Source organism: Sphingobacterium sp. 1.A.4, assembly GCF_002734245.1.
In the GTDB taxonomy this organism is placed as follows: Bacteria; Bacteroidota; Bacteroidia; order Sphingobacteriales; family Sphingobacteriaceae; genus Sphingobacterium; species Sphingobacterium tenebrionis.
In genome coordinates this window covers 21,403-43,896 of sequence record NZ_PEAZ01000049.1, presented here as the reverse complement: position 1 = coordinate 43,896, position 22,494 = coordinate 21,403, and the positions used below count along the sequence as shown (strand labels likewise).

Annotated in this window: 20 protein-coding genes and 1 pseudogene; 7 read left to right on the top strand and 14 right to left on the bottom strand. The window is 39.9% G+C overall.

Going from position 1 to position 22,494, the window contains the following annotated elements; translation table 11 throughout:
• A pseudogene (locus CRJ00_RS18790) lies at nucleotides 1–217 on the top strand (hypothetical protein); the annotation flags it as partial.
• 171 nt (nucleotides 218–388) lie between these two features.
• Here CRJ00_RS18790 and CRJ00_RS07770 read toward each other — a convergent pair.
• The 3 genes from CRJ00_RS07770 to CRJ00_RS07760 all read right to left on the bottom strand — a co-directional run bounded on the left by CRJ00_RS07770 (nucleotide 389) and on the right by CRJ00_RS07760 (nucleotide 3,634).
• A complete protein-coding gene (locus CRJ00_RS07770) occupies nucleotides 389–1,588 on the bottom strand; it encodes a porin (RefSeq protein WP_099366309.1) in 1,200 nt (399 codons plus the stop codon).
• A 14-nt stretch (nucleotides 1,589–1,602) separates the two neighbouring features.
• Complete coding sequence (locus CRJ00_RS07765) at nucleotides 1,603–2,670, bottom strand: agmatine deiminase family protein (protein WP_099366308.1); 1,068 nt, start codon at nucleotides 2,668–2,670, stop codon at nucleotides 1,603–1,605.
• A gap of 88 nt (nucleotides 2,671–2,758) precedes the next feature.
• Nucleotides 2,759–3,634 (bottom strand): carbon-nitrogen hydrolase, encoded by an 876-nt coding sequence (locus CRJ00_RS07760; RefSeq protein ID WP_099366307.1) that lies wholly within the window; start codon nucleotides 3,632–3,634, stop codon nucleotides 2,759–2,761.
• Nucleotides 3,635–3,726: 92 nt separating this feature from the next.
• Between CRJ00_RS07760 and dinB the strand changes: the two genes are divergently transcribed.
• A complete protein-coding gene (gene dinB / locus CRJ00_RS07755; protein ID WP_099366306.1) occupies nucleotides 3,727–4,797 on the top strand; it encodes a DNA polymerase IV in 1,071 nt (356 codons plus the stop codon).
• 15 nt (nucleotides 4,798–4,812) lie between these two features.
• On the opposite strand, the gene CRJ00_RS07750 is transcribed toward dinB, so the two are convergent.
• The 6 genes from CRJ00_RS07750 to CRJ00_RS07725 all read right to left on the bottom strand — a co-directional run bounded on the left by CRJ00_RS07750 (nucleotide 4,813) and on the right by CRJ00_RS07725 (nucleotide 12,898).
• The gene (locus CRJ00_RS07750; RefSeq protein ID WP_099366305.1) at nucleotides 4,813–6,183 is read right to left on the bottom strand and encodes an exonuclease domain-containing protein; all 1,371 of its coding nucleotides are present in this window, start codon (nucleotides 6,181–6,183) and stop codon (nucleotides 4,813–4,815) included.
• 97 nt (nucleotides 6,184–6,280) lie between these two features.
• Nucleotides 6,281–7,285: an aspartate--ammonia ligase gene (gene asnA / locus CRJ00_RS07745; protein ID WP_099366304.1), complete on the bottom strand. Its 1,005-nt coding sequence runs from the start codon at nucleotides 7,283–7,285 to the stop codon at nucleotides 6,281–6,283.
• Nucleotides 7,286–7,425: 140 nt separating this feature from the next.
• Complete coding sequence (locus CRJ00_RS07740; protein ID WP_099366303.1) at nucleotides 7,426–8,712, bottom strand: anthranilate synthase component I family protein; 1,287 nt, start codon at nucleotides 8,710–8,712, stop codon at nucleotides 7,426–7,428.
• A gap of 5 nt (nucleotides 8,713–8,717) precedes the next feature.
• Nucleotides 8,718–9,989: an adenylosuccinate synthase gene (locus tag CRJ00_RS07735; protein WP_099366302.1), complete on the bottom strand. Its 1,272-nt coding sequence runs from the start codon at nucleotides 9,987–9,989 to the stop codon at nucleotides 8,718–8,720.
• 127 nt (nucleotides 9,990–10,116) lie between these two features.
• A complete protein-coding gene (locus CRJ00_RS07730; protein WP_099366301.1) occupies nucleotides 10,117–10,611 on the bottom strand; it encodes a Fur family transcriptional regulator in 495 nt (164 codons plus the stop codon).
• Nucleotides 10,612–10,693: 82 nt separating this feature from the next.
• Nucleotides 10,694–12,898 (bottom strand): RelA/SpoT family protein, encoded by a 2,205-nt coding sequence (locus CRJ00_RS07725; RefSeq protein ID WP_099366300.1) that lies wholly within the window; start codon nucleotides 12,896–12,898, stop codon nucleotides 10,694–10,696.
• A 153-nt stretch (nucleotides 12,899–13,051) separates the two neighbouring features.
• Here CRJ00_RS07725 and CRJ00_RS07720 point away from each other — a divergent pair, with 153 nt between their 5' ends.
• From CRJ00_RS07720 to CRJ00_RS07705, 4 genes are read left to right on the top strand one after another with little or no spacing between them, the layout of a single operon-like run.
• Entirely contained in the window at nucleotides 13,052–13,681 is a 630-nt protein-coding gene (locus CRJ00_RS07720) for a DUF4294 domain-containing protein (protein ID WP_099366299.1), read from the top strand.
• Nucleotides 13,682–13,727: 46 nt separating this feature from the next.
• On the top strand, nucleotides 13,728–14,228 hold the full coding sequence (locus CRJ00_RS07715) for a glutathione peroxidase (protein ID WP_099366298.1): 501 nt from the start codon (nucleotides 13,728–13,730) through the stop codon (nucleotides 14,226–14,228).
• 48 nt (nucleotides 14,229–14,276) lie between these two features.
• Nucleotides 14,277–14,996 (top strand): bacillithiol biosynthesis deacetylase BshB1, encoded by a 720-nt coding sequence (gene bshB1, locus CRJ00_RS07710; RefSeq protein ID WP_099366297.1) that lies wholly within the window; start codon nucleotides 14,277–14,279, stop codon nucleotides 14,994–14,996.
• A gap of 54 nt (nucleotides 14,997–15,050) precedes the next feature.
• Complete coding sequence (locus CRJ00_RS07705) at nucleotides 15,051–15,371, top strand: hypothetical protein (RefSeq protein ID WP_099366296.1); 321 nt, start codon at nucleotides 15,051–15,053, stop codon at nucleotides 15,369–15,371.
• 52 nt (nucleotides 15,372–15,423) lie between these two features.
• Here CRJ00_RS07705 and CRJ00_RS07700 read toward each other — a convergent pair whose 3' ends face one another.
• From CRJ00_RS07700 to CRJ00_RS07680, 5 genes are all read right to left on the bottom strand, one after another.
• A complete protein-coding gene (locus CRJ00_RS07700) occupies nucleotides 15,424–16,401 on the bottom strand; it encodes a bifunctional riboflavin kinase/FAD synthetase (RefSeq protein ID WP_099366295.1) in 978 nt (325 codons plus the stop codon).
• Nucleotides 16,402–16,417: 16 nt separating this feature from the next.
• Nucleotides 16,418–17,146, bottom strand: coding sequence for a tRNA pseudouridine(55) synthase TruB (truB, locus tag CRJ00_RS07695; RefSeq protein WP_099366294.1), 729 nt, complete (start codon nucleotides 17,144–17,146; stop codon nucleotides 16,418–16,420).
• 111 nt (nucleotides 17,147–17,257) lie between these two features.
• Nucleotides 17,258–18,073, bottom strand: a complete 816-nt coding sequence (locus CRJ00_RS07690) for an undecaprenyl-diphosphate phosphatase (RefSeq protein ID WP_099366293.1) — start codon at nucleotides 18,071–18,073, stop codon at nucleotides 17,258–17,260.
• Nucleotides 18,074–18,076: 3 nt separating this feature from the next.
• The gene (locus CRJ00_RS07685; RefSeq protein WP_099366292.1) at nucleotides 18,077–18,328 is read right to left on the bottom strand and encodes a DUF3098 domain-containing protein; all 252 of its coding nucleotides are present in this window, start codon (nucleotides 18,326–18,328) and stop codon (nucleotides 18,077–18,079) included.
• Nucleotides 18,329–18,343: 15 nt separating this feature from the next.
• Entirely contained in the window at nucleotides 18,344–19,222 is an 879-nt protein-coding gene (locus tag CRJ00_RS07680) for a cell division protein FtsX (protein ID WP_099366291.1), read from the bottom strand.
• 157 nt (nucleotides 19,223–19,379) lie between these two features.
• Here CRJ00_RS07680 and leuS point away from each other — a divergent pair, with 157 nt between their 5' ends.
• Nucleotides 19,380–22,163, top strand: coding sequence for a leucine--tRNA ligase (leuS, locus tag CRJ00_RS07675; protein WP_099366290.1), 2,784 nt, complete (start codon nucleotides 19,380–19,382; stop codon nucleotides 22,161–22,163).
• The last annotated feature ends 331 nt before the right edge of the window (nucleotides 22,164–22,494 follow it).

The following is a 22,494-nucleotide window of genomic DNA, read 5'->3' as shown; positions in this document are numbered from 1 at the left end:
CGGCATACTGAAGGCGGAGTTCGACCTCTACGCATCACAGGGTGGCCTGAGGGAGACCACCGGAAAGATACGGGAGAACATCAGGGTATACAACAACCTGAGGCCGCACGCGAGCTGTGACTACCTCACCCCTGAACAGGCACACATGAGATCAGGTGCGCTCAGAAAGAGATGGAGACCAAAAAAATATCCAATAGTGAAGAAAGAGTTTGTATAGTACATATAGTATTACCAAATTTGCCTGTATAATCAATTCAGAATTAAACCAATAATCTGTATAGCTATATAAGGACAAGACAAGGTGTAAGCATAGTAAAAGTGACATGTAAGTGAGGTGTAAGTGCATGAAGGCACTTACACCTCGCTTATATAAAGAAGAAAAATAGGATTAGATACCTAATTCTACTTGGAAAATTCCTCCCCAAGTTCCTTTTTGGTTATTGTTGTTGAAGTAGCCATCTTTAAAGGTATAACTACCGTTCAGTTGGAATTTTAAGCGGTGTGCTTTCATGTATTTGGTCAAGCCTAATTCCACAACTTCTGTTTGACGTTCAAAATCCTGAATGTCCTGGTGTGGTTCGATATACGTATAACGTCCCGCTATTTCATAACCTTTATTCATGAGGTAGGAGATCTGTTGGTTCAATCCCCATCCTTTATAAGCAACGGTTGGTTCTGGTTCATCTTCATCCGTTACATTTAAAGGATTATCCACATCCCTGCGCATGTATTCTGCTTGATAAGCAAAGCCCATGTATTTGAAGATCATATCCGCAAAACTGGTTTTCAAGGTAAATGGGTTTTGTACATAACGGCCGGTTTGACCACCTTCGCGAATGGTGCGGTCATTGTAGGAATAACCTCCACCAAAGGAGATTTTCGGTGTTTCCTCACGGACAAGGTCACCCTCTTGGTAATCATTTTCATTGGTGAATTTACCTAAAGGAAGAAATTCTACCCGTCCGGTATAGGCCAAACCATCATCTGTTGAATTGGCTGGTCTTCCTTCACCAGTAGAAACAGCACCTTTCGCTGAGAACGCAACGGAACCGATCTCTTTACTGTAGTTCAGGGAAACTCCAAAGTCACGGTCAATCGTAAAGTTGCTGTTCACCAAAGAGCGGTCAGCAAATTGTAATTGTCCGGAAGAGTTTACCCTTTGACGGTTACCAGGTAATTTGTTCTGTCCAAATGAAATATAGAAGTCATCGGAGAAATTGTAGAAAACGACCGCATCACGAACGATATTGGCAATTCCTGTATCATCAACATCCTGGTCACTACGGGTAAACGCCAATTGTACCGAATATGAAATCTTGGGGGTATAGATATAACCATCCATACGCATTCTTAACCTTCTGATTCGGGCATCGAATTTTCCATCATCTTCACCATTGATTTCGTTGGAGAAACCTAATCGGTTCTGCATCCGGAATCGGAAGTTGGTATAGAACAAGGAATCCTTTGATTTATACTGGATTCCCTTGAAATTTAAAATAGTAGCCCTGTCATCTCTTTCCTGCGCATTCAACAATCCGATGCAAAGGAAGAAGAACAAGGTAGTTAGTGTAATGTTTGTGCTTTTCATAGTATGGTGCTGGCTTAAATTGCGGGTTCTTGTTGACTTAAACAATGGAAACTTCCCAATCCCCAAATAATATCTACTGAATTGATACCGATAACTTTACGGTCTGGAAAGCAGGATTGAATAATATCCAATGCTCGCTGATCGTTTGGATCGTTGAATACAGGAACAACTACTACCTTATTGGCAATATAAAAATTGGCATAGGAGGCAGGTAACTGTTGGTCTTCATAGATAACTGGTTTCGGCATAGGCAATTCCACGATTTTTAAAGAACGACCATCTTTTAATTTCATATTCTTCAAGTTCTCTAAGTTTTCCTGAAGAATAGGATAATTCTCATCCGATGGATCTTCCTCGATTACTGTCAGAACGGTGTCCTCCGAAACAAAACGGGTAATATCATCTATATGACCATCGGTATCATCTCCAATGATACCATCGCCCAACCATAAAACTTGGTCCTGGCCATAATAATCCATTAAATACTGTTCTATTTGTTCCTTGGTCAAATGAGGATTTCTGTTTTCGTTCAACAGACAGGCCGTTGTAGTTAGCACAGTCCCTTGACCATTGAACTCCACCGATCCTCCTTCCATAACAATAGGAGGGGTGAAAAGTTTTAGATTAAATTCCTTTGCGATTCTTGTTGGAACCACATCATCCAGGTCAAAGGGCGGATATTTACCTCCCCAGGCATTATATCCCCAATCTACAACCGCTTTTTCTCCGGTAGTAGGATTGATTAGGAATGCAGGCCCATGATCACGGCACCAGGCATCATTTGTCGGATTGAAATGGAAACTTACATTTTCCATATTCGTTCCGGCAGCCTCAATATGTTTGGAGGCAAATGCTTTCATGTCTTCATCTGCCACATTGATTCTTACCAACTGATCTTCTGCAACAACTTTAATAAATTCGCTATAGGGTGCATAGATGGTTTCAATTTTACCTGGCCAAGATTCTTCTTTATGCGGCCAAGACAACCAAAGGGCTTCTTGTTTTTCCCATTCTGCAGGAAATCGGAAACCTAATGCTTTGGGAGTTTCTTCGATGGAATAAAGGGAGGAATTTGTGTTCATATGTTTGGATACATAAAAATACCTTCATGAAGGGTATTCCAACCAGGAAATGAACATGAAGGTATATTGTGTAATGGATTTATGCTAATTAATCTTCGTCAATAAAGCGTTTTGTGATCGGACTGTAAGTTTCAATACGTCTATCACGTAAGAATGGCCAATGCTTGCGGAAGTAATCCGATTGTTTAAGATCTAACTCCACCACTTCCACTTCTTCTTGATCATGGGAAGCTAGGTAAAGCAATTTTCCTTGTGGGTTGGTTACAAAACTTCCTCCCCAGAATTTCATCGCACCATCTTGCTCAAATCCCACACGGTTGACAGATACTACAGGAACACCATTGGCAACAGCATGTGAGCGTTGGATGGTTTGCCAAGCATTATATTGGTCTACATTGGTTTCTTCATCCTGATCGGTTGCCCATCCAATAGCAGTTGGGTAGAAAAGGATTTCAGCACCCATTAGGGCGGTGATTCTGGAAGCTTCTGGATACCATTGATCCCAACAGATCAATACCCCAATTTTACCGAATTTGGTTTGGAAAACCTTATAGCCTAGATCGCCTGGAGTGAAATAGAATTTCTCGTAAAAGGCAGGATCATCAGGGATATGCATCTTGCGGTATTTGCCCAAGTATGAACCATCAGCATCTAAAACAGCTGTGGTATTATGGTATAATCCTTCTGTACGTTTTTCAAATAAAGAAGCAATAATAACGACACCTAATTCTTTGGCAACTGAAGAAAGGGCATCTGTAGAAGGACCAGGGATAGATTCCGCTAAATCGAAATTGTCATAGTCTTCTACATCACAGAAATATAGGGAGGTAAAAAGTTCTTGTAAACAAACTATTTGGGCGCCTTTTGCAGCAGCTTCACGAACCTTTACAATCGCTTTATCCAAATTTGCCTGTTTATCTTTTACACAGGACATTTGTACCAATCCAACTTTAACTTTGCTCATTTTCAATTTTAATATTTGATTGCTGCAAAGATACTATATTTATTAGCTAAATTACCTCGAAAAAATACCTGGATGTATTTTTTGACCAAAATATGCGAAAAATCATACATATCGATATGGATGCTTTCTACGCTTCGGTAGAGCAGCGGGACTTTCCCGAATTTCGGGGGAAACCTTTGGCTGTTGGCGGTTCTCCGGATGGCCGAGGGGTGGTAGCAACAGCGAGTTATGAGGCTAGGAAATTTGGTGTTAAATCGGCGATGTCCTCCCGGATGGCACTTCAATTATGCCCGGATTTGCTTTTTACTTACCCACGATTTGATGTATATAAACAGGTCTCTAATCATATCAGGTCGATATTTTTAAGGTATACCGATATTATTGAGCCTTTGTCGTTAGATGAGGCTTTTCTGGATGTTACGGAGGATAAATTAGGTATCGGATCCGCTTTGGATATCGCTAGGGAAATTAAAGAAGCCATTCGTGAGGAATTGCAATTAACAGCCTCAGCGGGGGTATCCGTAAATAAGTTTGTGGCAAAGATCGCTTCGGATCTGCAAAAACCGGATGGATTGACCTTCATTGGGCCTTCCAAAATCGTCAAGTTTCTGGAGCAGTTACCGGTGGATAAATTCTTTGGCGTAGGAAAAGTTACAGCCAAGAAAATGCATCAACTGGGTATTTTTACGGGTAAGGATTTGAAAAGGTTTTCGGAATCGGAAATGATCTTTCATTTTGGGAAGTCGGGGAAATTTTTCTTCCATATTGTTCGAGGAGAAGATAATAGACCTGTAAAACCCAACCGCATTTCGAAATCCATTGGCGCGGAGGATACTTTTGAAAAGGATCTTAGGGAATTGGAAGATCTTAGAACGGAAGTGATCAAATTGTCTGCGAAAGTGTTTAATCGATTGGATAAATCAGGGCGGAAAGCGAAGACGATTACCTTAAAGGTGAAGTTTGCAGATTTTACCCAGATAACCCGTAGTAAAACCATGCTGGATTATTTTGGAAGCCAACAAGAAATAGAGCATTTAGCCTTGGAGTTATTGGAAAATCTTGACCTGCAGGAAATAAAGATCCGCCTATTGGGTGTTACGGTTTCCAATTTCCAAACATCTGAAGGTGATCAACTACCAAACCCTCAATTAAAACTCTTTTAAATACCGCTTGGTGTATTAGATAGTTAAAACCAGGTTGGGATATCTTAAGGCATAACTATCGGCAAGATTATTCATATAATAATTGCTGTGAACCAAGTTTTCTTGAACGATGACATCCTCGATATTGCTTATTTCCAAATCGTTGGCTACAAATCCAACAGCGTGCACCTTGTTATCTTTAAAATACACATAACTTTTTTCTTCCCTGTTCCTGCCTTTATCGACAATTAAGAAGCTTCTTTTAAACTGATCCAGATGGTTCAGCGCATTATTCATACGTTCATTATAGGATTCCACATCAGGAAGATTTTCCTTCAGCACAGGTTCCACCCGTTCCTTCGGTTGTTTTCCATTGTCAAAAAAGGAACATAAACGATAATCCAACTGATAGGTATCAATGAGTTTCATCAAAAATTGGGTAGACTCATGGACGGTATTAAAATAATAGACCGGATAGACCCCTTTACGGATTTGACAGATGGATAAGCGTAGGTATCCATTCTGGTCCTCATAGCTTAAAAGCCCGAATTTAGGTTCATATTTTTTGAGAGCTCGGTTATAGATCGGCCAATGTTTTTTGATCAGGTTACATTCCATCATCAAGGCCATCAATTCCGTGCCTGATTCCTGAAATTCAATGTCAGCAATTTCATTGATGAACTTTTGTCGCCTTTCGCCTTGATTATTGCCACTGAAATGGGAAATAACCCTTTTTTTGATGTTTACGGCCTTGCCTACATAGATAATCTTGGAACTTGAATTTCGAAAAATGTAGATTCCAGTGCTTGATGGAAGGCTTTCGAAAAGTTCTGATGGGATATGTGTTGGCAATCGCTGTTCCTTCGCTTTTGCTGAAACTGCTTTGGCGATGTACTGTTCCTCATCCCTTTCATAAATTTGACGAAAGAGCTCCACGGTAGCTTTTGCATCTCCAAATGCCCGGTGGCGATCGGATAAAGGTATGTTTAAGGATTGGCAGATCTTACCAAGGCTATAGGAAGGGAAGCCTGGAAATATTTTCCGGGCAAGTCTTACGGTGCATAGGCGTTGCGCTTTCCAATCATAGCCTTCATTTTTTAGGCCGGCAAGGATGAAGGAATAGTCAAAATGAACATTATGGGCAACAAAGATTCTTCCTCGAAGCATCTGGTAGATGTTTTCAGCGACATCCTTAAAGGTGGGAGCATCCTGAACCATTTCATCGGTAATGCCCGTGAGGGTCTGGATATGGAATGGGATGGGGGACATGGGGTTGATCAAAGTAACATACTCATCGATGATTTTTTTGCCATCGAAAATGAATATGGCAATTTCCGTAATCTGGTTGGCAGCGGCGTATGATCCCGTTGTCTCAATATCGACTATGGCAAAGTGTGATTCCCTCATAAAACAAAAATACTACTAATATTTTTATTTACTAAAAATGTTAGCAGTATTTTTGCATGTTTTATTGAATAATAGAATATATAATAGTGTGGATGTTTTATAAGAGTTCTACGCCTTGTTCCAATAGGGATTCTTTTCGTTTTGGATCCCAGATACTCACCTGTACCTCGCCGATATGTTTTAGTTTCAGCATGAACATGCAGATTCTTGATTGGCCGATACCACCTCCAATGGATTCAGGTAGGAGGTCGTTCAATAACATCTGATGGAAGGTTAACTGTTGCCTGTCCATACTGTTCCTGATTTCCAACTGGGTGATCAAAGCTTTTTTATCCACCCGAATACCCATTGACGAAAGTTCAAAGGCAGTTCCTAAAACCGGATTCCATACCAGAATATCGCCGTTCAATCCTTTATATCCTCTTTCATTTCCGGTGCTCCAATCGTCGTAATCTGCTGCGCGGCCATCATGCGGATAGCCATTGGACAAGTTGCCCCCGATTCCATATAAAAATACAGCACCGTATTCTTTTGCAATGGCATTTTCCCTTTTCTTCGGTGTAAGATCCGGATAGGTCAATAACAGCTCTTCGGAAGAAATGAAATGTATGTTTTCTGGCAATACGGCTTCTATATGTGGGTATTGTGTTGAAACAGCTTGCTCGGTGGAATAGATGACCGAATAAATATCTTCTACCGTTTTCTTTAAGAAGGGTAGGTTCCGGTGATCTGGCGTAATGCAACATTCCCAATCCCATTGATCTACATAAATAGAATGGATCGGCGAATAATCCTCATCTGGTCTTAACGCCCGCATATCGGTAAGAATTCCTTCACCTGGTTCCATCTCCAATTCCTTTAATCGGATCCTCTTCCATTTGGCTAAGGAATGGACCACAACAGCGCGTTGGTCATCCAACGATTTGATGGGAAAGGATACGGGTCTTTCAATGCCATTCAGGTCATCGTTGATACCAGTTCCATCCAATACCACAATAGGTGAAGAAACTGGCGTAAGGTTCAACACCTTCTTTAATCCAGTCGCAAATGTTTCTTTAACAAACGTAATGGCTTGTTCTCTTTTTAAAATATGTCTTCCCATTAAAAATTTCAACTAATAAACATAGAGCCAGCTAATAGATGATGACCAGCAATTATAATTGTAAGCAAAAATAGTAAAATGTTAATGATTTAGGTGTTTTATTATTAAAATAATTACAAAACGTTGAAAACGTGATGAATTTATTTAATGAAACCGTCCAATGCGCGAAGAATGGCACTGGCTTTGGTTAGGCATTCGGCATATTCATGTTCAGCAGTTGCATCAATGGTAATGGCACTGCCAGTATGAAAGGATAGGAATTGATTATCGGCATTATAAAGAAGCGTACGAATGACTACATTAAAATCGAAATCCCCATTAGGTCCAAAATAACCGATAGCGCCGGAATAGATTCCTCTGCGCGAATGTTCATAACGATCGCATAATTTCATGGCCGATAGTTTAGGGGCCCCGGTCATGGATCCTGCAGGAAAGGTATTTTTGATTAGATCGGTAGCTTTTACACGGCTATCTACCTGGCAGGAGATGGTGGAGATCATCTGGTGGACATGCTTAAAGGTGTAGACGCCCAGTTTCTCCGTAACTTCTACCGTACTTGGAATGGCAGTTCTGGTCAGGTCATTTCTTACCAGATCGACGATCATGACATTCTCCGAAATCTCTTTTGGATTGTTTGCCAGATTATGACGAAGGATCTCATCTTCTTCTTCTGTTTTACCGCGCGCTGCAGTTCCCTTGATAGGTTGTGAAATAACCGTCGAACCTCGTTTTGCCAGAAAACGTTCAGGAGATGCACTCAGGATATATTTATTCTTCCACTTAAAGAAACAGGAAAAGGGGGTAGGCGAAATTTCATTCAGACGCTCATACAGATCCTCTAAATTATTAAGTGCTGCCGCATCATCATAAAATTCCTGACATAGATTTGCTTCGTAGATATCTCCGCGTTTTATGTGGGAAATCATCTGCTCAAAAGCGTGGAAATACGCTTCTTTGCTCATTCTGGCGCGAAGATGCCCGGTATAACTATTGCTATTATCCGGAATATTAAAACTTTGAATGGCTTCGAAAATTGCTTCAGGACTTCCTTCACATTCAATTTCCACCTGATCATTGGAAAACTTGATCAGCAGTTCAGGAATAAAAAAATAGGCGTCTGGAAATTGTAAGGGATTTGGATGATTGGTGGAAATATCCTCCAATTCATTTTTCAGATCGTAAGAAAGAAATCCCGGTATCCACTGATGCGGATAACGGGATTTAAAATCTTCTATTTCTGAAAAAGCACGACCTACGTTGGCTGTCAATTCATCCTTTGCTCCAATCGCTAATAAGCTTTGTATTTCTGAATATTGGTTCTGAAATTCGTTCGATTGAAATAAACAAACTACTTCAAAGCCTTTTGACCAGTGTAAAGCTTGATGTAAGAAAGATGCTGGATCAATATGAAAGCTGGCTGTTGCCATGTTTCTTATAATTCGATCGTTTGCTTACGGTCAGGACCTACTGAAAGATATTTGATCGGCACATTCAGTTCCTTTTCAAGAAAAGCAATGTAATTTTCCAATGCCGTTGGAATTTCTCCTTTGCTTTGGATACCTGTAAGATCTTGTTTCCAACCTTCGATAGCCGTATAGATTGGCTCTGGTTTGTTGGTGATGATCTCGTAAGGCATATAATCAATCTTTTCTCCTAGGTAATTATAATGCGTACAAGCGTAAATAGTATCAAAAGAATCCAATACATCCGCTTTCATCATGATTAATTGGGTTACTCCATTGATCATGATCGCATATTTTAACGCAGGAATATCGATCCAACCTGTACGACGGGCGCGGCCTGTTGTTGCACCGAACTCATGTCCTAACTGACGTAATTGTTCGCCGGTTTCATCATCCAATTCCGTTGGGAATGGACCACCACCTACACGTGTTGCATAAGCTTTAAAGATACCATACACTTCACCAATCTTGTTGGGAGCAATACCTAATCCGGTACATGCACCAGCCGTAGTGGTATTCGAAGAAGTAACGAAAGGATAAGATCCGAAATCCACATCCAATAATGTTCCTTGGGCGCCTTCTGCCAATACGCGTTTACCATCTTTCAGATATTGGTTTACCAAATGTTCTGAGTCAACGTGCGGGATAGACTTTATAAATTCAATAGCATCTAAGAATGCTTTTTCTTTTTCAGAGAAATCTGGGATTTCACCGTAATGAGAAAGCATGGATAGGTGTTTTTGTTTTAGTTTTTCATATCGTTCTTGGAAGTCAGATAGGGTAGTATCACCTACGCGCAATCCATTTCTTCCTGTTTTATCCATATAGGTTGGACCAATACCTTTTAAGGTAGATCCAATTTTACCTGCTCCCATATTGGATTCAGAAGCAGCATCCAATAATTGATGGGTCGGAAGGATCAAGTGTGCCTTACGGGCCAACACTAAATTTCCTTTTCCAACAGGATCGAATCCAGCGGCCTTTAATTTGTCTAATTCTCTTTTAAGGATTATTGGGTCGATAACCACACCATTACCAATAAGGTTAAGTGTGCCTTCATTAAAGATTCCGGATGGAATGGTGTTCAGTACGAATTTTTTGTTGTCGAATTCTAAGGTATGTCCTGCATTTGGCCCACCTTGGAAGCGAGCAATTAAATCGTATTTAGGACAAAAAACATCTACGATCTTTCCTTTTCCTTCATCACCCCACTGCAAACCCAAAAGCACATCAACTTGCATAGTTATTATTGAATTTATTGTTTAAATATTTGTTTGATACACGAAAAAAATAAATGTTCGGCAGAAGGAAGTGAGTTTACTAGCCTTTTGCCGAACAAAGGTATATATTATATCTTTCTATGTTAAATTAATTTGAAATTACTTCCGCTTTTAAGGTCGTTTCATTCGTTCCTTTACTCTTGCGACAATCCGCACAGATGCCATAAAGGTTGAGAGAGTGGTGTTTAATATCAAAATTCAACAGGTCACCGATCATGGATTGGATTTGATGGATCCTAGGGTCACAAAATTCCACCACCTTATTGCATTCAATGCAGATCACATGATCGTGCTGCTTGTAGCCATAGGATTTTTCAAATTGGGCCATGTTACGGCCAAACTGATGTTTGGTAACCAAATCGCAGGATACTAACAGCTCCAAGGTATTGTAAACTGTGGCGCGGCTCACGCGGTATTTCTTATTCTTCATGTGGATATATAAGGATTCCACATCAAAATGGTCTGAACGTGAGTAGATTTCTTCCAGGATAGCGTAGCGCTCCGGTGTTTTTCTTAAGTTCTTGTTTTCAAGGTATGCCTCAAAAATCTTTTTAACAGTTTCGTAATTTTCGCCCTGTCTCATATGATTCCTTAACGTTAAAGGTTCAAATTTACCACTTTTGTATGGTATTCACTATTTAATTCTGTCAGACGCTTGTAAGTCTTTAATTCTCTGATTCGTAACGGGTAACTCCTGTGATGCCCGATATCTGTTTTAAATTTTTGATGAGGTTGTCCAATTGTTGCGTATCATTCACAAAAACCATGATATCTCCCTCAAAAATCCCTTCGTTACTGGAAATGGATAAGGAACGGATATTCACATTAAAATCATGTGAAATGACTGTTGTTATCTTGTTCACTAAACCTACATCATCAATACCCACAATTTTTAAACCGGTCAAGAAGGAAGGTCTGTTCTGCATGGATGCCCATCTGGCTTTTAGGATGCGATATCCGTAATTTGCCATTAATTTGGATGCATTCGGACAGCTTGTACGGTGGATTTTTATACCATCATTCACTGTTAAGAATCCAAAAATATCATCTCCAGGAATAGGGTTACAACAAGGCGCCAAGGTATAGTCCACTTTTTGGAAATCATCTCCAATCAAGATGGTGTCATCTTTCTTATTGATCTTCTCTACCAACCCATTGATATGCGTTTGGAACTGATTCTGGTTAGCATCCTCAGAACGTTCAGCGGCAACAAATTCCCGAAGATTTTTGATGTCAATACTTCCCTTGGCCACATTGTAGAATAATTCCTGCGAGCTTGGGAATTTAAAATAATTCGCAATCTTATTGATGTTGTCCGTATTGTAAGTGATTTTCAACGTCTTTAACTTCCGTTCTAAAATCTCCTTACCATCTTCAGCAACCCTTCTTTTTTCTTCTTTTAAGGATGATTTGATCTTGGACTTAGCTTTCGCCGTCACCACGAAATTCAACCAATCCTCTTTTGGGGTCTGTTTGCTGGATGTGATGATCTCCACCTGATCACCGTTCTGGAGCTCATGGCTTAAAGGCACCAATTTATGATTGACCTTCGCGCCGATACAGGTTGCACCAATATCCGTATGGATCTCAAAAGCAAAATCAAGTGCAGTAGCACCGTTTGGTAATTGGATCAACGTTCCTTTTGGCGTGAAGATGAAAATCTCGTCCGAGAACAGGTTCATCTTGAAGTCATCCACAAAGTCCATGGCATTCTGCTCAGGATTACTCAAAATATCCCTGATCTTCTGTATCCATAGATCCAATCCATTATCCGAATTAGACTCTTTGTACTTCCAATGTGCCGCAAAACCTTTCTCCGCAATTTCGTTCATGCGTTTTGTACGGATCTGTACTTCCACCCATTGACCTCTTGGGCCCATTACGGTTGTATGCAATGATTCATAGCCATTGGCCTTCGGAGAGGAAACCCAATCTCTCAAACGATCTGGATTTGGGCGATAAAGATCAGTTACGATGGAATATACCTTCCAACATTCTGTTTTTTCTTTCTCATCCACCGTGTCGATGATGATCCGGATCGCAAAAAGATCATAAACCTCTTCAAAAGGGATGGATTTTTTACGCATTTTGTTCCAGATGGAATGGATGGATTTAGGCCTTCCGAAAACCGAAGCCGTAATTCCCTCTTCTCCTAGAATCTCTTTGATAGGACCAATAAAATCGGCAATAAACTTCTCCCTTTCGGCTTTTTTCTCGTTCAGTTTCTTTGCGATGAATTTATAAGTATCCGGATCGGTATACTTCATGGAAAGATCTTCCAATTCGGATTTTATCGCATATAATCCTAAGCGGTGAGCCAGAGGAGCATACAGGTAACTGGTTTCCGACGCGATCTTCAACTGTTTATGGCGTGCCATGAACTCCATGGTCCGCATGTTATGAAGTCTATCGGCCAGTTTGATCAAGATCACACGGACATCATCCGCAAGAGTCAACAACATCTTACGGAAATTCTCCGCCTGCATCGAGCTATTTGGATCAAAGATCCCAGAGATCTTGGTCAGTCCATCGATAATACGAACTACCTTTTTACCAAACTGTTCTTCAATATCCTGTAAAGTGACACTGGTGTCTTCCACCACATCATGTAGGAGGGCACAGACAATGGAAGTTGTTCCTAAACCTATTTCTTCGGCAGCAATTTGTGCTACCGCTATGGGATGATAGATATAGGGCTCTCCAGATTTTCGGCGCATGTCCTTATGGCTTTCCAATGCAAGATCGAAAGCATTACGAATCTGTTGCTTGTCGCCTTTCTGCAAGGTCGGCTTACAAGCTCGTAATAATGCGCGGTATCTTTTACGGATTTCCTTATTTTCTGCCTCAATATCAATCACGTATTCTTCCATAAAACTTCCTGAGTAATAAAATAATATTTAAAATTTTTATTATATTTAGTGGTCAAAAAACTATGTATTTTTGTATAGCGTTTAACGTATAAATATACGCAAAAAAAATGATAATTTAGGTTTCAGGCATAATTATTTAGAATAGCGAAAAGGATGAAAAAGTGGTTAGGGATATGTTTAATCGGGTTGTTTTTCCCTTTCTGGGGTCAAGCACAAACCTTGATTATGCCCCAGTATGGAGGAGGTAAACCGCCCGTAGTGGAAAAGTATGCCACCGATAAATTGGAGAATGGAGAAGTCGTTCCATGGTTTCCCATTGAAGAAATTGTTATCGTAGCGGTCAGGAGATTTAAAACGGAAGAAGAAAGACAAAAATATTTACGTCTAAAACGTAATGTTATTCGGGTATTACCTTATGCCATTTATGCGCAGAGGAGATATGAGCAATTGGATCGTGATCTGGCAATGGCGAATTCCAATCGTGAGGAAAAAAGATTGATCAAGGAATGTGAAAAGGAAATCAAGGAGAAAATTACTTCTGAAGTGAAAAATCTGAGTGTTTCCCAAGGAAAGATCCTCATTAAACTGATTGAAAGACAAACAGGAAGTACGAGTTATGAACTTGTGAAGGATATGAAGGGTAATATTTCTGCGTTTTTATACCAAGGGGTAGCTAAAATCTTTGGCCACAACTTAAAAAGTACCTATGATCCTACGGAGGATTATGAAATAGAGAACATTTTGCGTGAATACGAACGTTCGCGTCCGATGACGACCCAATAAAGGGATATCGGTTCCAACAACATATAAACCAATAAAACCAGCGATTATGAACAAGACGATCTATGATTTTTCAGCACTGGAGTTTAGCGGTAATAAGCGGTCTTTACGAGATTTTGAAGGTAAAGTAGTGCTTATTGTCAATACAGCCAGTAAATGTTTCTTCAATAAACAATTCGAAACCTTAGAAAGCCTTTATCGCAAATATAAACAGTTGGGTTTTGAGGTGCTGGCCTTTCCATCCAATGATTTTAGAAAGCAGGAACCTCTAACGGGTAGAACGCTGGAAACCTATTGCAGGATCGCAAAACAAGTATCTTTTCCCGTATTCAAAAGAATCCATGTAAGAGGGGAATTTACCGACCCTTTATATCAATATCTATCCAATAGCAACATCAATGGAAAGGTGGATTCTGTACCACTTTGGAATTTCCATAAATACCTGGTGAACAGGAAAGGGGAGGTTGTCGATTATTTCTATAGTTTGACCAGCCCAATGTCAAAGAAAGTCCACAATCGCATCGAAGAGCTGCTCTCGTTAAAAGTTTAACCATATATTTTGGTTAAATTTGGAATTCATCCAAAAAAATAAGAAAATATGAAGTTAGATTTATTGGTTATGACCGTTCATCCTGATGATGCGGAGTTAGGTGCAGGTGGAGTTATTGCTAAGTATGTAGCAGAAGGCAGGAAGGTTGGAATCATTGATCTCACACAAGGAGAATTGGGGACCAGAGGTACTGCTGAAATACGAGAAGCCGAAGCCGCAGAGGCAGCCAGGATTTTAGGAGTCGCAGTCCGTGAAAACCTTAAATTAAGGGATGGATTCTTCCAGAATAATGAAGAATGCCAATTGACCATTATTAAAGCGATCCGTAAATATCAACCCGAAATTGTGATCACCAATGCTTTGGATGATCGTCATCCTGACCATGGTAGAGCAAGTAAATTGGTCAATGATGCGCTGTTTTTGGCGGGGCTGAGAAGGGTAGAGACCCAATTGGATGGAAAGGAACAAAAAGCATTTAGACCTAGACTGCAATTGCAATTGATCCAGGATAAATACATTCAACCAGATATTTTGATCGATATCACGGAATTTTGGGATGTGAAAGAGAAATCTATTTTGGCTTACGGAACCCAATTCAATGTTTCCGATTCGGATGACGAACCAGAAACCTATATTTCAAACCCTGATTTCATGAATTCCACAAGAGCACGTGCGCAGGAATTGGGCCGCTCTATCCAGGTTAAATATGCGGAGGGCTTCACATCACGAAAGCTATTGGGAATCAGTGATTTGTTTGAATTGATTTAATTTTTTATATTTGGTTTAGTCAATTATTTAGTAATTATTACAAACCAAATTCCAATGAGAAATTATCTGAAATCATGGAAACATAACATTGGGAATGGCTTAATTCCAATCCTCTTCGTACTGTTTATATTGGGCGCTTGTAAGAAAAATGACCTGGATTTAGATGACCCTACTATATATCAGTGGGAGATTACGGAAACCTGGTCATCCACAATGCCGCATGACGATAATGGAACAATAAAAGTCGATATGGGGAAAAATAGGCTTGTGGTCAACGTGGAGAACAAATGGTTGACCAATGCACAAGTCCAAAAACTTAAAGATGAAGATAAAAGGAATAGTAGTTATGAACTTAAATTCCGAAAATTAAAATAAAAAGATCAATATAAAACAAAAGGCCTAAAAAAAATTAGGCCTTTTGTCTTTATCAATTTTCAAAGAAAGCTCGAATATCCTTTTCGTCTTTTTTGATTTGTTCCTGCATCAATTCTAAACTTTCAAACCATTGATCATGGCGGATAAACTGTAAGAATTTAACCCTCACGGTCTTGGTATATAGATCATCATTGAAATCCAAAAGATTCACTTCAATCTTTCTGTTCATACCATCTACCGTTGGCCTGGTGCCTATATAACACATTCCCTGTGCTACGCGCTCTGGCTCAGGTTGATAATAATGTCCTGTCTTTATTTCTGTAGATCTAGGATAGATTTCCACTTCCACCGCATAAATTCCATACGCTGGAATCAATTTATGGGCTTCATGAATATGAAGATTAGCCGTTGGAAAACCGATCTCCCGGCCAATTTGATCGCCTCTGATAACCGTTCCAGTCAATTCAAATGGATAGCCCAAGTATTTATTAGCCGTTATGATATCCCCTTTGATAAGTGATTCCCTAACGCGGGTAGACGATACAGCCACATCCTCAATATCCTGCTCCGGAATTTCTTCCACGGTATAATCAAATATCTGCGAATTATGGATCAAATCCTTGATCGTACCTTCCCGATTCTTGCCAAAATGATGGTCATATCCGATGACAATCTTCTTACAACCAATTTTATTGACCAATACATTCGAGATGTATTCCTCTGCTGTTTGGTTAGAAAAATCGCGGGTAAAAGGAGTTATGATTAAATGATCAATTCCGGCTAAAGCCAATCTTTCTACTTTTTCCTCGATATCATTGATCAATCGCAGTGAATCATCATCTGGATTGATGATCAATCTTGGATGTGGGTAGAAGGTTAGTAACACGGTTTCACCAGTATTATCTTTGGCAAGCTCAACCAATTTGTTCAGTATTTTCTGATGACCAACATGTACACCGTCAAAAGTTCCGATGGTGACAATGGCAAAGTCTAATGGTTGAAACTCATCAAGATTTCTGTATATTTTCATTCCTTATTGTTGAAGGTTATTTTAACAAAGATTGCTCTTTGGTTTCTTTTATCTGATTAATTAAAGTGGTAAGATCCCAGGCATCCTGCACATCAAAATCACCACTTTTTGTTCTTCTCAAGGAAGATAGGTGACTTCCAGATTGCAGCCTTTTCCCGAAATCATTTGCAATAGAACGGATATAGGTTCCCTTTGTACATCGAATCCGCAAATAAACCAATGGCATTTCAATTTTTTCAATGTCAAAAGCCGTAATGTTTATCCTTCTCGCTTTCAGCTCCACTTCTTCACCACGCCTTGCTTTTTCATAAACCCTTTCACCGCCAATTTTAATCGCTGAATGGGCAGGAGGGAATTGATCCTGTTCGCCGAGGAAATCCGCAGCCGTTTGCTGGATCATTTCTTCTGTGATATGTTGGGTTTCGAAGGTTTGGTCGATTTCGCTCTCCAGGTCATACGTTGGGGTTGTTGCACCTAAAGTAATGGTCCCGGTATATTCCTTGTCTTCAGCCTGAAAGCCGTCGATCTGTTTGGTCATTTTACCTGTACATACAATCAATAATCCCGTTGCCAATGGATCCAGGGTGCCCGCATGTCCCACCTTTAATTTTAAAGGTTTTAGGGTGTTTCTTAATTTTCCCACCACATCAAAACTCGTCCAGGTCAACGGTTTGTCAATCAACAAAACGGCACCTTCAGCAAAATTAAGGTCGGCAATGGATTTATCTTCTTGTATGTTGTTCATTCCAATTTTCTGCAAAAATAGTAATAATATTTAGCATTGCCCTTGCTATAAATAAAAACGGTCAAGGGTTTTACCACACCTTGACCGTTCATTACCTATTATAGCGTACGATTATTGGTTATAAAAGAAAACCAATAAAGCAATACCGATTACAATTCTATACCAGCCCCAAAACTTGAAGCCGTATTTTGTCAATACCGTGATAAATGATTTTACAGCGATCATGGCCACAATAAAGGCAACGATATTTCCTATGATGAACACCATGATGGTTTCATTGCTCGCCATGATCATTTCATATCCTTTCTGTGCATGCGCTGTTCCTTCGCCCCAAGTCTTTACGAAAATAGAATAGACCGTAACGGCCAACATGGTAGGAACCGCCAAGAAAAAGGAAAATTCAGCTGCAGCTTTACGGTCCAATCCTTGGGTCAAACCACCAATGATGGATGCCGCAGAACGCGATGTTCCTGGCATCATGGCTAAACACTGCCAAAAACCTATAATAAATGCTTTTTTAATAGGAATCTGCTTTTCGTCCGTGATCTTTGGATTCTTGAACCATTTATCAACGAACAAAAGAACAACTCCACCTAAGACAAGAACTGCCGAAATAGCGATCTGGTTCCCTAAAACCGCCTCAATCTTATCGTCTAATAATTTACCTAAAACCAGAGCTGGAATAACAGCGATGGCCAATTTAAAATAGAAATTCAGGTTTTTAAAATCGAAGAATTTTCTCCAATAGAGCACGACGATGGAAAGGATGGCACCGAACTGGATCGACACTTGAAACATTTTAAGATATTCACTTTCTTGCATACCCATCAGGGCAGCTGTGAATCCCATATGGGCAGTAGAAGATATGGGTAAATATTCGGTTAATCCTTCAACAATTGCTAGGATTATGGCCTCAAAAATACTCATCTATTATTTTTCTTTTGTCTTTGGTTTATATAAAATGGCTACGAATCCTAATGCAAAACCAGCTACTACCACTAAAGGAGCAAGCGTGATCTTGGTGAAACTATAGATATCTTCAGTACCCATCATCAATAAAAAACCTACAGCAACCACAATGATGCTTAATATAAATAATTGATAATTTATTTTTTGAAAGATAAATTGGCCTTGGTTAGCCGTTTTAGCCTGCGTTTTCGTGTTTTTTACAGTCTGACTCATTTTAATAATAATTGATTAACGGTATAAACTCGCGGATTTAGCGCGTAAATATTTGGTAACAGCAAAATAGGTACTCAAACCTGAAATCAGGATCCCCAATCCGATAACGATCGCAAAAATAATCGCAAACTCCACCCAATCACGAAGGAACACCAATTCAGGAACCTGTTTTTGAGCAAATTGAAGGGTCAATACCAATAATAGAATAGCGATCAAGGAACCAATTAGGCCATGCGCAATACCATACATGATATATGGGCGTCTGATGAAATTCTTGGTCGCACCGATCAATTGCATGCTCTTGATCAAGAAACGCTGCGAGTAGATCGCTAAACGGATGGTGTTGTTGATCAAAGCAACGGCAATGATCAATAGGATTACCGTGAATGCCAAAATAACAATTCCTATGATACGGATGTTCTGGTTGACCATATCAATCAATGACTCTTGGTAAACCACTTCTTTTACCTTACTGTTCTTGCCAACCTTATCAATGAACATTTTGATGCTATCGGTATTGGCATACTGTTCTTTCATATAGATATCAACAGAAGGTAATAGGGGGTTATGGCCCAAGTATTCTACGAAATCTTCACCAAGATCTTCTTTCAGATTCTTGGCCGCTAATTCTTTACTCACATATTCTGAACGGAGCACATATGGATCTTTTTCCAGGTCCTTCTGCAAAGAAAGCACGTCGCCTTCATTGACATTGTCGTTGACAATGACATTCAGCACGATATTTTCCTTTACATACCGAGATAGATTTTTGGCATGCACGAGGATCAATCCCAATAAGCCTGTCATTAATAGTACCAGTGCAATACTGATCACTGTAGAAATGTATACCGATTTAGTTTTTTTTCTTGGCGAACCCTGTTCGATCACTGACATATGATTTCCTTAATATTATGTGCGAAAGTAAGTATTTTCACTAAACATCTAACAACGAATATCAGAAATTATTGTATAGAATAAAAAAGTTTTGTGCTAAAATTGCCTTAAAATAGCTATTTTCGCAATTCTTACAACATTTCTTTTATCAATAATAATGGAGTACAATCATCTTTCCATCGAGCAAAAGTGGCAAAAGTTTTGGGCTGATCATCAGACCTTTAAAACAGAAACGGCATCCGATAAACCAAAATATTATGTGTTAGACATGTTTCCCTATCCATCGGGCGCAGGTCTGCACGTCGGCCACCCACTCGGATATATCGCTTCTGACATTTTCTCAAGATATAAAAGGCTGAAGGGTTTTAATGTCTTGCATCCCATGGGATACGATTCGTTTGGCCTTCCAGCAGAACAATATGCCATTCAAACTGGCCAACACCCTGCAATCACTACCGAAGCTAACATTAATCGCTATAGGGAGCAGATGGATAATATCGGTTTCTCTTACGATTGGAGTAGGGAGATCAGAACCTCTGAACCTGAATATTACCATTGGACCCAATGGATTTTCATGAAATTGTTCGATGCCTGGTACAACAAAACCAGCGATAAGGCGGAGACCATCCAAGCGCTGATCCAACATTTTGAAAGCCAAGGTTCAGCAGGTATACAGGCCGAAGCAGATGATGATATCCGTGAATTCACCACAGCGGAGTGGAAAGATTTTTCTGAAAAAGAACAACAAGAAGAATTGTTGAAATACCGATTAGCCTACTTACGCGAAAGTACCGTGAACTGGTGTGCTGCATTAGGCACTGTATTGGCGAATGACGAGGTGATCAATGGTGTATCCGAACGCGGAGGATTCCCGGTAGAACAAAAGAAAATGATGCAATGGTCGATGCGTATCACCGCATATGCAGACCGGTTATTGCGTGGTTTGGAAACGATCGATTGGCCAGAACCCTTAGTGGAAATGCAACGCAATTGGATAGGCAAGTCGGTAGGAGCAAGTGTGAAATTTCCAGTTCCACAATTGAACAGCGAGATTGAAGTCTTCACTACCCGTTTAGATACCATCTTTGGAGTAAGTTTCGTAGTCTTGGCGCCAGAACATGAATTGGTGGATGCATTGACTACAGCCGACCAAAAGGCACAAGTAGAGGCATATATCGATAAGACATCCAAAAAATCCGAATTAGATCGGATGGCAGATACAAAAACTGTTTCAGGTGCATTTACCGGATCTTATGCAAAACATCCGATTACGGGAGAAGATGTACAGATCTGGATTGCTGACTATGTATTGGCAAGTTATGGAACCGGTGCAGTAATGGCCGTTCCATCCGGAGATCAACGTGATTATGTCTTTGCTAAGCATTTTGGATTGCCGATCATTCCAATTTCCGATACCCAGGATATTTCAGAAGCAGCAGATCCAAACAAAGACGGAAAATACATCAACTCTGATTTTATCAATGGAATGACCTACCAAGAGGCAGTGCCTGCTTTGGTGGAGCGTCTAGAATCCTTGAAATTGGGTAAAGCAAAAGTAAACTTCCGTATGCGGGATGCCATATTTGGTAGACAACGCTATTGGGGCGAACCAGTTCCTGTATATTTTAAGGAAGGGTTGCCTTATCTGATCAAAGAGGAGGAGTTGCCTTTATTATTACCAGAGGTTGATAAATATTTGCCAACCGAATCGGGCGAACCACCATTGGGACGCGCTGAAGACTGGAAGTATCAAGATGAATACGAGTATGAGTTGAGCACCATGCCGGGTTGGGCAGGTTCGTCTTGGTATTGGTTCCGATACATGGATCCGAAAAATAAAACGCAATTTGCTTCTTCTGAAGCGGTTGATTATTGGAAAGCCGTAGATTTATATATTGGTGGTTCAGAACATGCCACCGGCCACTTATTGTATTCTCGCTTCTGGAACAAATTCCTGAAGGACATTGGATACCATAATGAAGAAGAGCCATTCAAAAAATTGATCAACCAAGGGATGATCCAAGGAAGGTCGAATTTTGTTTACCGTATTTTGGATGCGGAAGGTAGAGGAACCAACAAGTTTGTATCCTTAGGCTTAAAGAATGATTACCCAACGATCCCATTGCACGTTGATGTGAATATAGTTCATAACGATGTGTTGGATCTGGAGAAATTCAAATCATTCCGTCCGGACTTTGCCAATGCTGAATTTATTTTGGAAAATGGCAAATATATCTGTGGAACTGAGGTGGAGAAGATGTCCAAATCTAAGTTCAATGTGGTTAACCCAGATGATATCATCAGTCAATATGGTGCGGATACCCTACGTTTGTACGAAATGTTCCTGGGTCCTTTAGAGCAGGCAAAACCTTGGAATACAAACGGTATAGAAGGAGTATATAAATTTTTACGTAAGGTATGGCGTCTGTTCCATGATGCAGAAGGGAACTTCCTGGTGTCAGATGACGAGCCTAGCAAAGCCGAATACAAAGCATTGCATAAGATCATCAAGAAAGTGGAAGAGGACATTGAAAGATTTTCCTTCAATACTTCCGTTTCTGCTTTTATGATCTGTGTCAATGAGTTGACTGATCTTAAATGTAATAAGCGTAAGATCTTACAGGATCTGATCATCTGTTTGGAACCTTATGCACCACATATTACGGAAGAGCTTTGGTCCTTATTGGGCAATGAACTAGGAACCATATCCTATGCACCATATCCAGTCTTTAATCCAGAATACTTGGTGGAAAGCGAATTTGCATATCCTGTATCTATCAATGGTAAAATGCGTATGAATCTACCTTTGGCATTAGATCTGGACCAAAAGGCGGTAGAGGCAATTCTTATGGAAAACCAAGATGTACAGAAGTATTTGGATGGGAAACCAGTTAAGAAGATCATTTTTGTAAAAGGGAAGATCATTAATATCGTGATCTAAATCAATATTTCTTTAAAGTAGCAGAAGGCCGTATCAGCACATTCGTGTTTGATACGGCCTTTTTTGGTTCACTATGAAGGTATATTGTAAGCACCTTGTAAGTAAGGTTTAAGTGCATAAAGGCACTTACACCTCACTTACATGTCACTTCCAGCTCACTTTCACCAAGACCCAAAATACGATTCATATTGTAAAAACAGAGCAACATGGAAGAAGCATGAAATCCGATCAGGGTTTTTAGGCTAGGAAAGAAAATTTAGTGAAAGACAAATTAAATAATGGGTTTAAACAAGTTTTAAGCATGATTTATTGCAGGCTTTCCTATGTAGAT

Coding starts and splice junctions, on each gene's coding strand:
- asnA (WP_099366304.1), bottom strand. CDS start 7,285: ATGGGAAGACATATTTTAAAAAGAGAACAAGCCATTACGTTTGTTAAA.
- CRJ00_RS07750 (WP_099366305.1), bottom strand. CDS start 6,183: ATGAGGGAATCACACTTTGCCATAGTCGATATTGAGACAACGGGATCA.
- CRJ00_RS07760 (WP_099366307.1), bottom strand. CDS start 3,634: ATGAGCAAAGTTAAAGTTGGATTGGTACAAATGTCCTGTGTAAAAGAT.
- CRJ00_RS07730 (WP_099366301.1), bottom strand. CDS start 10,611: ATGAGACAGGGCGAAAATTACGAAACTGTTAAAAAGATTTTTGAGGCA.
- CRJ00_RS07690 (WP_099366293.1), bottom strand. CDS start 18,073: ATGAGTATTTTTGAGGCCATAATCCTAGCAATTGTTGAAGGATTAACC.
- CRJ00_RS07770 (WP_099366309.1), bottom strand. CDS start 1,588: ATGAAAAGCACAAACATTACACTAACTACCTTGTTCTTCTTCCTTTGC.
- CRJ00_RS07700 (WP_099366295.1), bottom strand. CDS start 16,401: ATGAAAATATACAGAAATCTTGATGAGTTTCAACCATTAGACTTTGCC.
- CRJ00_RS07720 (WP_099366299.1), top strand. CDS start 13,052: ATGAAAAAGTGGTTAGGGATATGTTTAATCGGGTTGTTTTTCCCTTTC.
- CRJ00_RS07680 (WP_099366291.1), bottom strand. CDS start 19,222: ATGTCAGTGATCGAACAGGGTTCGCCAAGAAAAAAAACTAAATCGGTA.
- CRJ00_RS07735 (WP_099366302.1), bottom strand. CDS start 9,989: ATGCAAGTTGATGTGCTTTTGGGTTTGCAGTGGGGTGATGAAGGAAAA.
- bshB1 (WP_099366297.1), top strand. CDS start 14,277: ATGAAGTTAGATTTATTGGTTATGACCGTTCATCCTGATGATGCGGAG.
- CRJ00_RS07705 (WP_099366296.1), top strand. CDS start 15,051: ATGAGAAATTATCTGAAATCATGGAAACATAACATTGGGAATGGCTTA.
- CRJ00_RS07715 (WP_099366298.1), top strand. CDS start 13,728: ATGAACAAGACGATCTATGATTTTTCAGCACTGGAGTTTAGCGGTAAT.
- dinB (WP_099366306.1), top strand. CDS start 3,727: ATGCGAAAAATCATACATATCGATATGGATGCTTTCTACGCTTCGGTA.
- truB (WP_099366294.1), bottom strand. CDS start 17,146: ATGAACAACATACAAGAAGATAAATCCATTGCCGACCTTAATTTTGCT.
- CRJ00_RS07740 (WP_099366303.1), bottom strand. CDS start 8,712: ATGGCAACAGCCAGCTTTCATATTGATCCAGCATCTTTCTTACATCAA.
- leuS (WP_099366290.1), top strand. CDS start 19,380: ATGGAGTACAATCATCTTTCCATCGAGCAAAAGTGGCAAAAGTTTTGG.
- CRJ00_RS07685 (WP_099366292.1), bottom strand. CDS start 18,328: ATGAGTCAGACTGTAAAAAACACGAAAACGCAGGCTAAAACGGCTAAC.
- CRJ00_RS07725 (WP_099366300.1), bottom strand. CDS start 12,898: ATGGAAGAATACGTGATTGATATTGAGGCAGAAAATAAGGAAATCCGT.
- CRJ00_RS07765 (WP_099366308.1), bottom strand. CDS start 2,670: ATGAACACAAATTCCTCCCTTTATTCCATCGAAGAAACTCCCAAAGCA.